Source organism: Collinsella sp. AM31-2AC, from assembly GCF_003469285.1.
Classification (GTDB): domain Bacteria; phylum Actinomycetota; class Coriobacteriia; order Coriobacteriales; family Coriobacteriaceae; genus Collinsella; species Collinsella aerofaciens_AT.
Genome location: NZ_QSJB01000004.1, coordinates 1 through 13,048, shown reverse-complemented (window position 1 = coordinate 13,048; position 13,048 = coordinate 1). Strand labels below are relative to the sequence as shown.

Below are 13,048 nucleotides of genomic sequence, written 5' to 3'. Positions count from 1 at the left end.
GGGTTACAGCAGCATTTTGGAAGTAACGACCCGTCAAGGGGCACAAGCTCAACTTGAACACCCTCACACCGGGCTTGAGATGTTTGTATTGACCGTGCGCCACTGTGCTACTTGCGCAGCGGCTTGGGCAGCGGAATGCCTGCCGCAATGACGGCGGCGATGATCATGCAGACGATACCCTTGAGCGGGAAACACATGAGCAGCAGGCCCACGACCATGACCGGCTGACGCATGACCGCACCCATCGTCGATGCCGTGCAGACGGCGACGCAAAAGACCGGATTGGCGCCGGTAAGGATGGCAAGGCCGTAGCCCAGGCTCACGCCCGAAAAGATAACCGGGAAGAAGTGACCGCCGCGCCAACCGAGGTTGATGAGGGCGGGCGTCAGCATGGCCTTGACCAGACCGGTCGCGATAAGCACGCCGGCGGGAATGGTCAGATAGGTCTCCATGAGCACGTCGGCTTGGGTCTCGCCGGCAAACATAGTGTAGGGCAGGACCGTGCCACAGATGGCGAGCGCCAGACCGGCTAGCATGGCCTTGACGACAGGGCGCCCCCCTATGGCATGGGACAGTGCCTCGCTTGCATGCTCAGAGACAAAGTACAGCCAGCCGCAGATTGTTCCGATCAGCGACAGAGGAATGAGCCAGGTAAGCTCCAGGTTGCCCACCTCGGCGGCCTCGAACCTGGGCATGCCCATGCCGCCGCCCACAAGCTGGCCAAGCAGCAGGTAGGTACCCAGACCGCCGGCAATCGCAATGCCGTAGACCACGGTCTTTTGCGCCTTGGGAAGCTTGATCGTGATCTCATCGGACGCGGACTCATCGTCATTAGCGCCCTGGCCGTCGGCGCTACCGGCGAGCGGCGCCACAAAGCCAAACACGGGCGCGGTGAAGAGCGCCGTCAGGGCAGCCTGAGTACCCAGCAGTGTGAGCTGCCTAAACTCGGCGCCAAAGCGACGCATGCGGTCGCCGACCCAGCTGCACAGACCTGCGATAACGCCGGTCAGGCCGGCCTCCGGTCCAATGCTTCCGCCAAACAGCAGCGGCAGCAATGCCGCAAGCGAAAGCTTGCCAAGGTTGTCGTACGGGTAGCACCCGTCTTGCTTAACCTTAGCCATCACTTGGTTGAGGTCATCGGTCTTGGTGCCCGTAAGCTTTTCGTACAGACCGATCAGCAGGCCGCCCAGCAGGCAGACGAAAAACGGGTACGGCAAAAAGCCGAACGGGCCGCTGGCAAGCTCGGGCGAAGCGACGCCCAGCATATGCGGGATCTCGGTCCATAGATAGTCGATACCGTGCTCCATCGCAAAAAAGAACAGCCAGACCGCGGCGCCTGCAAACGCACCGGTCACGGCCACGCTAACTAAAAACAGCGCACGGTTTTTGGGTTTTGCAAGGTTATCCATCGGGGCCTCCCGTGGTCAAAATCGACAAGGATACGTTTTATTGTAGGACGGGCACAGCGCGGACGGGCCAACCATCTACGCCTCAAACGGCACCGTTGGGCGCCGCACACGCGATGGCCCCAAGGCCTAGTTGTCGATAATCGATGCAATTTGGTGCAGGTCGTCGGCAAAGTAGATGCCGGCCTGACGCTGCGAGCTCGATAGGCCTTTATCGATCATGTGCTCGAGCAACGACCTAAGGTCGTTGTAGTAACCGTTCAGGTTGTACAGGATGCACGGTGCGCTCAGATGTCCCAACGACACGGCCGACATGACCTCGGCAATCTCCTCGAGCGTGCCCGTACCGCCCGGAAAGGCGACGAACGCATCGCCGAGCTCGATCATCTTGGCCTTACGCTCGGCCATGTCGCTCGTCACGATCAGGTCATCGATACCATCGTGCTGAAACTCGGCCTCGATAAAAAAGCTCGGCTCAACACCGGTCACGCGCCCGCCGGCATCGAGCACGCTATCGGCGAGCGCGCCCATCAGTCCCGACTTGGACCCGCCGTATACCAGCGCGTGGCCGTTGGAGCCAATCCATGTGCCGAGCTGCCGCACCGCAGGCAGAAACGCCGGGTCGTTACCGACGCTGGCACCCAGGTATACCGTAATATTCATATTTTTGTCCCCCTCATCGTGACGCGCGGCGCCCGCCCTAGCGTTGGCGTCGGCGATATTCGCGCACGCGGCGCGACAGGTCGGCGAGCTCATCGCGATCGAGCTCTTCCAGGTGCTCAAGATCGTCCATAAAGCGCGCCATGGTGTCCTTTTGGCGCATCTTGATGAGCGTATTGCAGTAGTTCACCGCCACGCCCGTGAGCATGGCGATGTAGAAGATGCTGATGACGCTCAAAACGACGGTGATAGCGCGGGCAACCGGCGTTTCGGCCGGGATATCGCCAAAGCCGATCGTCGATACGGTCTCAAAGCTAAACCAGAGGCCATCGCCAAACGTAAGGGTCGCAGGGTCGGACAGCCAGACGGCCGTCGAGCACAGCAGGTAGAAGATAAGGAACAGGCCGGTGATGCGCGCAAAGCCAGCCTGGCGCAACACGTCGGCAAGCGTCCTCAACTTGTTCATCGCGACCCCTTTTCCCAGACGCCCCATCACGTTGCTCGGTATTGTCGCACATCCGGCACTTGGGGACGTTCCTTTTGTGTCGAACAGATTGGGAACGTCCCTAAGTGCCAACTCCGGCAAAGAGTGTCCCCAGCGACTAGTCGTTTAAGAACGTCCCCAATGACTACTACAACTGCCGGACAGATTGGGAACGTCCCTAAGTGCCGGATGTTAGGCAAGCTGAGCTGGTATCCTTATGCGGTATTATCTCAACTCGATAGGATTGTCTGTGAAACCTTCCGCCGTCCTTCGCTTAGCTCTATATCGCACCCTAGCCGTCGCGCTTGCTGCGCTCACACTACTGAGCGCCGTCATGCCCACCCCGGCCTTTGCCGCCGACTCCGACCAGCAGGTCAAGACGGTCCGCGTCGGCTGGCTTGTCAACAACGAGGGCTTCCAGGAAGGCACACCGGGCGAGCGCCTCTCGGGATGGGGCTACGAGTACCTCCAGACCCTCTCGTACTACACCCCTGGCTGGCAGTACGAATACGTGTCCGGCACCTTCACCGAGCTCATGGACATGCTCGAGAAGGGCGAAATCGACCTCATGCCCAACATCTCGCATTCAGTAGAACGCGAGCAAAAGTTACTCTTTTCCTCAAACCCCGAGGGCACCGAGCGCTACTACATCTACGCCAAGCCCGATCGCGACGATCTGGCCAAGGGTGACCCCCAGGCACTCCAAGGCCTCACCATCGGCTGCAACTCTGGCGTTATGCAAACCTTCGTCGGCCAGCAGTGGCTCGCCAACGAAGGCGTCACCTGTACCTATAAAGAAATCGACACCGGCGGCGCCCTCTTTGAGGCACTTTCAGACGGCGAGGTCGACGCCGTCATCATGAACGACACCATTTCGTCGCCCGATGCGTCGCCCATGTTCTACGTAGGCTCGAGCGACTACTATTTTGCCGTCCCCAAAAGCCGCCCCGATCTGATGAACGACATCAACTCGGCCATGGCGGCAATCAACCGCACCAACCCGCGCTACAACGACGAAGTCAAATCCAACTACTCGGCGCAAAATAGCGGATCCGCATCACTTACCAACTCCGAACGGTCGTGGCTCAAGGCCAATAACGACACGCTTACACTTGGTTATCTCAACAACAATCTCCCCTTCTGCAACCAAGATGCAAACGGAGAAATGGAAGGGTCACTCGTCTCACTCGTTACGACGCTCCACGACAAATTTGGCATTACCGTACACACGCTCGCTTTTTCAAGCAACCAGCAAATGACGGAAGCGCTCTCAAAGGGAAATATCGACATCGCCCTACCGGCATTTCGCGACCACTGGCTTGCCGAGCAAATGGGGACCGTTCAATCGATTTCGATGGGAACGATCTCTCTTACCGCCATCCACGCCACCAGCGATCTCAACAAGGATCTCCGCAATATCTGTTGCACAGGGTTTTCCATCGTCAACCGCAGCGAATTAAAAACTATGTTTCCAAATGCAAATGTAACCGAGTATCCGTCTGCAGACGACATGCTTTCTGCCCTTAAGGACGGAAGATCAAGCTGCATCGTTGTTCCCAACGCACGGCTGGAAACCATCCGAGATAGCTACGATATCAGAGACTACGAGATACAGGAACTCTCACGCACGGCCGAACTTTCTTGCCTTATGCGACGCGGAAATCCCGAATTATTGAGTATCGTCAACAAGGGCATCATCAACGCCGGAGAATCGCTTTCTGCGAGCAATTATTCCTCTACGTCGTATAGCGCACAGGAATCAGACGCGTTCAGGTTTATATATCGTCATCGTAGCTCGATTGTCGTCATCATCGTCGGTGTACTGTTGACTGGGGTAGCGGTTCTAACCTGGGCCCTGCAGCGAGCCAGAGTAGAGCAAAACAAGGCACTCGCCGCCAATGCGGCCAAAACGGCCTTTCTCGCCCGCATGAGCCATGATATCCGCACGCCGCTCAACGGCATTCTGGGGCTCATCGAAATTGAAGAATTGCACGAAGACGATGTCGATGCCGCCCGTAAAAACCGAGCTAAGGCGCGAATCGCCGCCAACCATCTGCTCTCACTCATCAACGACATTCTAGAAATGGGCAGGATTGAAAATGGAAAGCTAACGCTTGAGCATGTCTCATTTAACCTCGAAGATCTCTGCAACGATGCAGTTGTTCTGTGCAAGCTCCGCGCTTCCGATCGCAATATTACGATGCAGGATCAAAGAGCACATCCCCTCTGCAATCCACATGTAATGGGAAGCCCCACTCATGTACGTCAGATTATCATCAACCTGCTCGACAACAGCATCAAGTACAACAAAGATGGCGGAACTGTCGCTTTTGCATCGCAGATTAAACCGATCGATGATAGCCAGGTGCTCTTTTGCTTTAGCGTCTCGGACACCGGCATCGGCATGTCGCCCGAGTTTCTTAAGCACATCTACGAACCGTTTGCCCAAGAGGGCAACGATGCCCGCAGTAAATTTCAGGGAACTGGCATGGGCATGCCGATCGTCAAATCGCTCATAGACATGATGGGCGGCACGATTGAGATTTCGAGCGAGGTCGGCGTGGGAAGTACGTTCAACGTCCAGATTCCGCTCGATATCGACAAGAACCCTCAGGCAAGAGAAGGTGCGGACGAGCAGGCGATCAGCTGCTCGCTTGCCGGCATGAACGTTCTTTTGGCCGAAGACAACGAGCTCAATGCCGAAATTGCCCAGGCCCTGCTCGAAAGCGAAGGCATCGTCGTAACTCGCGCCGCCGACGGCAAAGAAGCGGTCGAACTATACGCTAGTCGTCCCGCCGGCAGCTTCGATGCGATCCTGATGGACATCATGATGCCGGGTATGGATGGCTACGAGGCAACTCGCGCGATTCGTCTGAGCGAGAAGGCCGATGCAGCCGACATCCCCATCATCGCGCTCACCGCCAATGCCTTTGCCGAGGACGCCAAGGCGGCACACGATGCCGGCATGAACGCCCATCTGCCCAAACCGCTCGACTTTAACAAGCTCAAAAACATCCTCGCCCGCATCAAGAAAAACGGAACTGTTTCGCTATAGTTTGTGCCCACCCACCATGCACAGTTAGAAAGGAAGCCAACGATGTTTAGGCCCTTACGCCGAAAGAAACGCGCCATCACTGACGAGGAAGCGCGCGAGTTGCTCGCTATCTGCAAGCGCGGTGTCTTTGCCGTCAACGGCGATGGTGGCTACCCGTATGCCATTCCCGTCAACTACTTCTTTGACGCCGAGCACGACAAGATTTATTTCCATGGTGCCAAGGCTGGCCACAAGGTCGATTCACTCAGGCGTGATGATAAAGTCTGCTTTACCGTTTACGGCAACGAGTGGTACAAGGACGATGACTGGGCTCCCTACGTTATGAGCGCCGTGGTCTTTGGCCGTTGCCGTCTGGTAGATGAGGCCCCCGCGTTTATCGAGGACAAAGTCCGCCAGTTAGCGCTTAAGTACTACCCTTCTGCCGAAGAAGTCGAGGAGGAAATCGCCAAAGACATCAAGGGCGTCCAACTCTACGAGATTTCGATTGAGCACCTTTGCGGCAAGCAGATTCAAGAAAAGTAAGCCCAAAAACAGGTCCTGCAAATAGCAAAATGGCTCGGTTCCAACCAGTATTGGAACCGAGCTATTTGTTTATGAAGCGTTGGCAGCTATGTGCGCAAGCGCCTCAACGAGATCCTGAGAACTCACGGGTTTGCTCAGATGCGCGTTCATGCCCGCCTCGCGCGAAAGCCTACGGTCGTCGGCAAAGGCATTGGCGCTCACGGCGATAATCGGCGTGGTCGCGGCGTCCTCGCGATCGAGCGCTCGAATCTGACGCGTGGCCTCAAGGCCATCGATGCCGGGCATCATGATGTCCATCAATACCACGTCGTACTCGTGCGGCGCGCTCGCGGCAAACGTCTCGACGGCAGACTCGCCATCTTTGACATGTGTCACGACGGCACCGGCGCGGTCGAGCGTAAACTGTGCGATCTCGGCATTCAGGTCGTTATCCTCTACGAGCAAAACGCGCAGGCCCTGGAGCACGTCGCTGTCGCCTGCATCCACGCGAACTGCCTGGGGAATCTCGGAACTCTTGCACTTCTCAAACGGCAGGCAAATGGTAAACGTCGTCCCCTGCCCCAAGGCGCTCGTAAAGCTCATGGTTCCGCCCATAAGCTCGACCAACTGTTTGGCAATAGACGCGCCCAGGCCAGTTCCCGATGAAGCGCCTTCCACCTGTTGTTCCTCGCGGCTGAACGGCTCGTAGAGGTGCTGTTGAAACTCCTCGCTCATGCCAATGCCGTTATCGGCGATCGTGTATTCATAGACGGGGACACCGTCCACCGGCTCCACCTCGCGGCATGTCAGGCGAACATAGCCGCCCTGGCGGTTGTACTTGACGGCATTACCGGCAATATTGAGCAACAGGCGCTTGAGGTGCGTCACGCTCACCCGGGCATAGGGATGATCAAGAGTCCGTTGGTCGCAGATAATTGTCACCAGGCGCTCCTCGGCCTGGCGCTCCAGGATATCGCACACCTCACGGTTGAGGGCCACCATATCTGTAGGCACGAGATTCAGGTCGACCTGCCCGCTCTCCAAGCGGCTCATATCGAGTGCCTCGTTCGCAAGGTCGAGCAGCAGTCCCGACGCCGTCCAGATCTTTGAGCGGCACTCAGTCTGCTTTTGCAAGTCGTCCGCGTTGGCATTGCCCACCTCGACCATACCGCGAATGCCGTTGATGGGCGTGCGCAGGTCGTGACTCATGCGACGCAGGAACTCCGTCTTTGCAGAGTTGGCAGACGAAGCTTCGCGCGCCGCTTTTGCCAGCTTGTCGCCATAGTCGCGCTCCTGCAGCAACAGGTCGGCAAAGCGTTGGCTCTCGGCGCGGCGGCGCACCAACACAACAGTGGCTATAACACCGCCGTAGAGTGCCAACACACTGGCAACAACAGCGGCAACAACCTCAAAGTAACGCTGCGCGGGAGCATAGGTGTACACGTAAAAATCGCGCGCTTTACCAAATGTGCCCAGATACCACTCACCGCTGTCGTTAACCAATCTGACCTTACCAGCCAGGCAACGCTCCTTAATGCCGTTGACAACGATGGCATCCGTCGCAGGCAAATCGAACACGCCCGACACGGCGGGCTCAACAGCGTTGGTCGCAACGACCTTACCGTCGTTTTCGATCACGATATTGCCGCTATCGATGGTCTCATAACCATCGAGCAAGCTCTGCAACTTGAGCGTATTGCTCGCGACCGCCTTGGCGCTCTGGTGCCTCACCGCGACAACGATGCCCTCACCGTCCGGCCGGGCCACGCAGCCAATGTCTGCGACCGAATCGTCCGCAAGCGTAATGCGAGCGGTATAGGACTTAAGCGGATGGGCCGCCACCTCCAGCACAGGCGCCTCTTTGAGATTCGCAGCGAGCGACTCGTAGCTCACGTTATCCGTCGAGGACTCGGACACCAAGTTGCCCGATGCGTCCGTCACGATCAGCGCTGTCACATTAAACTGATCAGCATATTGCTCCAACGTAGCGTTATCCGCCGAGCCGTCGCGTTCCATATCGCGCGCCGCCTCTCCGGCGATCTCCATAACGCGAATCAGGTTTTTGGTCGCATAGGCGCTGTTGAACGCATCGTAGGAAAGGCTCTGTGTCGCCACGTAATCGACAACGTCGGAAAAGCGCTGCTCGGCTTGGGCCGTCGTGTAACCGTAGCTCGTCATGCCGGCAGCAGCCGAGAGTGCTATCCCCAACAGGGCGGCAAGGAGCCATGCCAGGGCCGAACGGTCGCCCCGCTTCTCTGTGGTGTGGTCGGGTGCATCGATCACGACAGGCCCTCCATATTCAAAAAGGGCGAAGGGTCATCAAAATACTTTGACACCAGGCGCTCCATGGTGCCATCGGCAAGCATTTCTTGGTAGGCATGGGTGAGCTTAACGTCGATGCCGCGTGTGTCGTTGATATCGAAAGCGGTGCCCAAACCAACCTCTAGCAGCGGCTCAGACAAAATGCGATACGTCACGCCATAGTCTTTTTCGTAGGTGAGCAGCGAGGACTCATGCGCGGCGATGGCGTCGACTAGGCCCTCGACAAGCGCCGGGTTCAGGTACGAGCGGTCCGAAAAGCTGTAGAGCTCCTTAATCTGCGGAACGTTTTCATTGGTGTGATTGAGCAGAATCGATTCGGGCTTGGTGGTGGACTGGACCGCCACGACCCTACCCTCAAGATCGGCAAGCGTGTAGATATCGCTTTCGGGATCGACAGCAATCACCTGTCGGCTCGCAAGGTACGGCCCCGCCCAGCGATACTCGCCTTCGCGGCCCGTCATACTAAAGCTGCCCATGACGCAATCGAGCTCGCCGCTCGCCAGCAGCTCTTTCTTCTTTTCCCAGTCGATCAGCTGGTACTTTGGCTTGTAGCCAATGCGGCCCAAAGCCTCGGTCAAAATATCGACATCCAGGCCAACAATATCGCCGTACTCGTTGCTATACACAAACGGTGGATAGAGGTCGCTGCCAACGTTGAGCGTCTTAAGGTTGTCGTCTTTGACCTGCGAGGCGGCTGCGCCTTCTGATGCAGACGCCGCGGCCCCATCATTCAACCCGGAACAGCCAGCTATCGCCACGACAAAGGCGCCCACCACTGCAAGCGCAACAAACAACGATATGGCGGCCGAGCGACGAGGTCTTTTCATCGAGCTCCAGACGATCCTGTTTACAGACTCAAGAGCTGAATAATAGCAGACAAAACCGCGCTTGCGCTCAATGGTTACAGATGCTTTACCATACGGGGCCTTCCAGCCAATCTGGCAGACAGCCCCGCATGCAGCGCTCACTTACCGTGCGTTAAAAACGTAGCGGTCCAAGCGGTCGCACGCCTCCCTTATACGCGAAAGCGGCAGCGCCAGATTCACGCGAATGTGGCAAGGTCCATGGAATGGACGGCCGTCCTGATAGCCCACGCCCACACGCGCCCCCTCGTCGAGCAGCCACTGAATATCGCAGCCATGCTCGCGGCACCACTTGGTGCAGTCCAGGAACACCATGTACGTGCCCTGCGGGCGCGAATAGGACACGCCCTCAAAATGCTCGTCCACGTAATCGCAGAAGTAGTCAATGTTGCCCTCGATGACCTCGTTGAGCTCATCGAGCCACTCGTAGCCCTGCGGCTGGTAGGCACCGATAAGCGCGTGCATCGAAAGGACATTCATCTCGTTGTAGTGGGTCTTATTGGACACGGCGCTCACGCGGTCGCGCAGCGTCTCGTTATAGATGATGTGGTAGCTGCCGACCAGGCCCGCAAGGTTAAACGTCTTGCTCGGCGCATAGAGGGCGACCGTGCGCATGCGGGCATCCTCGCTCACCGACTGCGTCGGGATATGCTTGTGACCCGGCAGGATGATGTCGGACCAGATCTCATCCGAGATCACCACGCAATCGTGCTGGCGATAGATGTCCATGGCGCGTTCAATCTCGTCGCGCTCCCATACGCGCCCGCAGGGATTGTGCGGCGAGCAGAACACCGCGGCATGAACGTGGTTTTGGGTGAGCTTGCGTTCCATGTCCTCAAAGTCCATGCGCCACACGCCCTGGTCGTCGAGCTTGAGTGGGCTGTGGACAATGCGATAGCCCGCCGCTTCGATGGACTTGGTAAAGCCGATGTAGGTAGGGCTGTGGACCAGCACCGCATCGCCCGGCTGGACATACGCGCGCAGGGTCGACACGACACCGCCCAGCACGCCGTTCTCGTAGCCGATATGTTCCGGGAGCAGACCCTCGACGCCATTACGGCGGCTCTGCCATTCGATGATACGGTCGAAGTACTCGGGGCGCGGATCGAAATAGCCAAACATGGGATGCTGGGCGCGCTGAATGATGTACTCCTGGACCGTGGGCACCGTGGCAAAGTTCATGTCCGCTACCCACATGGGGATGCGGTCGAAGCCCTCGTCGGGTGCGTTCGGAGCCATGCCGGGGATTTCGCCCCAGGAGTCAACGGCGATGGCGTCCATGCCGTGGCGGTCGATAAGCGAAGTAAAGTCGTATTTCATGCTGAGCTCCCGTGCAAAGCGGATTGTTTTGGTAGGCGTTATTGTCCACCAGCGTGGGCGGTTTTGGCATGGGGTTTGGCGTTGAATTTGGCGGGCGCCGGCGAATGGCCGGCTAATCCCGCGCGTCGTTGACGGCGGCTACCGTCAACCTGGTTCCATCAACCGTAAAGGATATGTCAAGCCCAGCGTAAGCCAGATGGTAGACGCGGTTTGGCTCGTGTTTGCTACCCGCGCGGCGCGGATCCTGGCGAAGGACCTCGACCAACCCGGGGAGCTTTGTGGGCGGGACCATCTCCTGCAGCGCTTGCGGGAACTCGATATCGAGCTCTTGCCACGGCGTATCCTCAATCCAGCCGCCCGTTGCATCCGGGTGGCAGTCCGCAAACGGAATGTAGGGCTTAATGTCGTAGATGGGCGTGCCGTCGCGCAGATCGGCTCCCAGCACATGAATGATGGGACCGTCGTCGGTAAGCTCCACGCGGTCGAGCTTGACGCAGGTGAGACCGATAGGATTAGGGCGAAACGGACTGCGTGTGGCAAACACGCCCACGCGCTCGGCCCCGCCCAGGCGCGGCGGACGCACGGTCTTCGACCACTTGGCGTTGGTGCCGGACCTGTCCTGCGCCTTGGCATCGGCGGCGATGTCTTCCGCCGTGCCGCCGGGCGTTCCGTTTTCAAAGCGCCAGAGCAGCCATAGGTGAGAGAAGGAGTCCAGGCCCTCAACTGCCGCGTTAAAGGCAAATTCCTGCTCAAAGACGATGCGCCCCTCAAGATGAGGCGCCAAAAAGCTGTTGCGCGGAATGCCGAACTTCTGCGGCAGGTCGGTATGTATGTGTGCAATAGGTTCCATGCCGGTCATTGTACGGCACTGGTGCGCGGGCGAGGGGCCGCGATTCCCGCTCATCGCCATCTGCATGCAACCAACGGTTGCTTGGAAGGGTGCCTGCCGCCGCGTATGCTTAAGCCATCAACCAGCAGAAAGGAGCCGTTATGGCCTTCGCAGAAAAGCTCATCGCCGTCCGTCGCGCCAACAATCTCACCCAAGAGCAGCTCGCCGCCAAGCTCTACGTCACGCGCCAAGCCGTCAGCCGTTGGGAACGCGGCGAGGTCACACCGGGCATCGACATGATGAAGCTCATTGCCGCCGTGACCGGCGAGCCTCTGTCTCATCTGCTCGAAATGCCCGAGCACTATTGCCAGAGCTGCGGCATGATACTCACGCCCGACGACTGCGGCACCGATGCCGCGGGCGCCACGACCGACCATTACTGCAAGTGGTGCTACGACCGCGGCAAGTACACCTACGAGACTACGATGGAGGCGATGATCGAGGATTGCGCCCCGCGTCTGGCGCAAAACACCGGTATGTCACTCGACGAGGCCGTCTCGCTCATGGGCGCCGTGCTGCCGCAACTGGAGCGCTGGCGCACCGTGCAGGAAAACGAAGAGCGCTACGGCGCCGAAGCCCGGGCGCGCTATGGCGATGAGGCAATCGATGCGGCAAGCGAGGCGTTGCTGGACATGGATCCCGAGACATGGAACGACATGAAGGAACTTGAACGCGCTATTCTGGGCCAGCTCTCGATTGCCATGGGCGACGGCGATCCAAAGAGTAGCGAAGCCCGCAAGCTTGTCGCAATGCACCGCCGATGGATTGGCCTTAACTGGGGACACGAGCCCCAGGACGAAGCATACCTGGGCCTCGCCAATGGTTATCTTGCCGACCAGCGCTTTGTTGACTACTACGACAAGCCCTGCGGCACCGGAGCCACGGCGTTTCTGGTACAGGCAATCGAATCGTCGTTGACGCGTGCATAGACCGCGGCGGCTTTGGGTATTTCAATCGAAACCTCAACCGATTGGAGACCTATGGCTACTGATCACGAGCTCGCGCTCTACGTTATGACCGGCTGCCCGTATTGCATAAAGGTCAAGCGTTTCCTGGCCGATAACGGCGTGACCATCCCCGAGCGCAACATCTCGACCGATACCGAAGCCGAGCAGGCACTCATCGCCATCGGCGGAAAACGCCAGGTTCCCTGCCTGTTCATCGACGGCAAACCACTCTACGAATCGAGCGACATCATCGCGTGGATACAGAAGAACCTGCTCTAGTACGCAATTGCAGTCGGCTCGCCCCGACGTCCAAGCCCATACGACCCAAACATGTACACCAGCATCCAAAGTCGACGTTTTTCGACATCTTTGGATGCTGGTGTACAGCTTTTTGCATGGCCCCGGCACAGGTAGTCGTTGGGGACGTTCTTAAATGACTAGTTGTTTGAGACAGCCTTTGGATTATGGCTGTTTGGGGCCATCTGACGTCTCTGGAAAGGGCTCCTTAGAGGGCCGTGTTCAAAAAATGGCAAATATGAGTACTGCTACGGTGGCGCGCGCAGACGTGGTGTAAGAGCGTCCCGAGGTCCGTCGCTGCAAG

Annotated in this window: 11 protein-coding genes; 4 read left to right on the top strand and 7 right to left on the bottom strand. The window is 58.2% G+C overall.

The annotated features are described in order from the left end of the window. Positions 1-107: 107 nt before the first annotated feature. From DW796_RS02465 to DW796_RS02455, 3 genes are all read right to left on the bottom strand, one after another. Positions 108-1,409 carry a chloride channel protein gene (locus DW796_RS02465; protein ID WP_118094163.1) on the bottom strand — a complete coding sequence of 434 codons (1,302 nt, stop codon included), beginning with the start codon at positions 1,407-1,409 and terminating at the stop codon, positions 108-110. Between the two features lie 126 nt (positions 1,410-1,535). Beyond that, positions 1,536-2,069 carry a TIGR00730 family Rossman fold protein gene (locus DW796_RS02460; RefSeq protein WP_118094162.1) on the bottom strand — a complete coding sequence of 178 codons (534 nt, stop codon included), beginning with the start codon at positions 2,067-2,069 and terminating at the stop codon, positions 1,536-1,538. Positions 2,070-2,106: 37 nt separating this feature from the next. Then, the gene (locus DW796_RS02455) at positions 2,107-2,532 is read right to left on the bottom strand and encodes a potassium channel family protein (protein ID WP_117862347.1); all 426 of its coding nucleotides are present in this window, start codon (positions 2,530-2,532) and stop codon (positions 2,107-2,109) included. A 268-nt stretch (positions 2,533-2,800) separates the two neighbouring features. Here DW796_RS02455 and DW796_RS02450 point away from each other — a divergent pair, with 268 nt between their 5' ends. Continuing rightward, positions 2,801-5,605: a transporter substrate-binding domain-containing protein gene (locus tag DW796_RS02450; protein ID WP_158567669.1), complete on the top strand. Its 2,805-nt coding sequence runs from the start codon at positions 2,801-2,803 to the stop codon at positions 5,603-5,605. A gap of 42 nt (positions 5,606-5,647) precedes the next feature. Continuing rightward, positions 5,648-6,127: a pyridoxamine 5'-phosphate oxidase family protein gene (locus tag DW796_RS02445; RefSeq protein WP_118094160.1), complete on the top strand. Its 480-nt coding sequence runs from the start codon at positions 5,648-5,650 to the stop codon at positions 6,125-6,127. Between the two features lie 69 nt (positions 6,128-6,196). Here DW796_RS02445 and DW796_RS02440 read toward each other — a convergent pair whose 3' ends face one another. The 4 genes from DW796_RS02440 to DW796_RS02425 all read right to left on the bottom strand — a co-directional run bounded on the left by DW796_RS02440 (position 6,197) and on the right by DW796_RS02425 (position 11,461). Beyond that, a complete protein-coding gene (locus DW796_RS02440; protein ID WP_118094159.1) occupies positions 6,197-8,389 on the bottom strand; it encodes an ATP-binding protein in 2,193 nt (730 codons plus the stop codon). After that, positions 8,386-9,255 carry an ABC transporter substrate-binding protein gene (locus tag DW796_RS02435; protein ID WP_118094158.1) on the bottom strand — a complete coding sequence of 290 codons (870 nt, stop codon included), beginning with the start codon at positions 9,253-9,255 and terminating at the stop codon, positions 8,386-8,388. The genes DW796_RS02440 and DW796_RS02435 overlap by 4 nt, the downstream gene beginning before the upstream one ends. A 141-nt stretch (positions 9,256-9,396) precedes the next feature. Then, positions 9,397-10,611: a MalY/PatB family protein gene (locus DW796_RS02430; protein ID WP_118094157.1), complete on the bottom strand. Its 1,215-nt coding sequence runs from the start codon at positions 10,609-10,611 to the stop codon at positions 9,397-9,399. A 112-nt stretch (positions 10,612-10,723) separates the two neighbouring features. Further along, positions 10,724-11,461: a tRNA (N6-threonylcarbamoyladenosine(37)-N6)-methyltransferase TrmO gene (locus DW796_RS02425; protein WP_233539640.1), complete on the bottom strand. Its 738-nt coding sequence runs from the start codon at positions 11,459-11,461 to the stop codon at positions 10,724-10,726. Between the two features lie 140 nt (positions 11,462-11,601). On the opposite strand from DW796_RS02425, the gene DW796_RS02420 reads away from it, so the two are divergent. Together DW796_RS02420 and DW796_RS02415 are read left to right on the top strand one after the other, a co-directional pair. Next, the gene (locus DW796_RS02420; protein WP_118094155.1) at positions 11,602-12,429 is read left to right on the top strand and encodes a TipAS antibiotic-recognition domain-containing protein; all 828 of its coding nucleotides are present in this window, start codon (positions 11,602-11,604) and stop codon (positions 12,427-12,429) included. 51 nt (positions 12,430-12,480) lie between these two features. Next, on the top strand, positions 12,481-12,726 hold the full coding sequence (locus DW796_RS02415) for a glutaredoxin (protein ID WP_118094154.1): 246 nt from the start codon (positions 12,481-12,483) through the stop codon (positions 12,724-12,726). Positions 12,727-13,048 lie beyond the last annotated feature (322 nt).

Coding starts and splice junctions, on each gene's coding strand:
- DW796_RS02465 (WP_118094163.1), bottom strand. CDS start 1,409: ATGGATAACCTTGCAAAACCCAAAAACCGTGCGCTGTTTTTAGTTAGC.
- DW796_RS02460 (WP_118094162.1), bottom strand. CDS start 2,069: ATGAATATTACGGTATACCTGGGTGCCAGCGTCGGTAACGACCCGGCG.
- DW796_RS02455 (WP_117862347.1), bottom strand. CDS start 2,532: ATGAACAAGTTGAGGACGCTTGCCGACGTGTTGCGCCAGGCTGGCTTT.
- DW796_RS02445 (WP_118094160.1), top strand. CDS start 5,648: ATGTTTAGGCCCTTACGCCGAAAGAAACGCGCCATCACTGACGAGGAA.
- DW796_RS02435 (WP_118094158.1), bottom strand. CDS start 9,255: ATGAAAAGACCTCGTCGCTCGGCCGCCATATCGTTGTTTGTTGCGCTT.
- DW796_RS02430 (WP_118094157.1), bottom strand. CDS start 10,611: ATGAAATACGACTTTACTTCGCTTATCGACCGCCACGGCATGGACGCC.
- DW796_RS02425 (WP_233539640.1), bottom strand. CDS start 11,461: ATGGAACCTATTGCACACATACATACCGACCTGCCGCAGAAGTTCGGC.
- DW796_RS02420 (WP_118094155.1), top strand. CDS start 11,602: ATGGCCTTCGCAGAAAAGCTCATCGCCGTCCGTCGCGCCAACAATCTC.
- DW796_RS02415 (WP_118094154.1), top strand. CDS start 12,481: ATGGCTACTGATCACGAGCTCGCGCTCTACGTTATGACCGGCTGCCCG.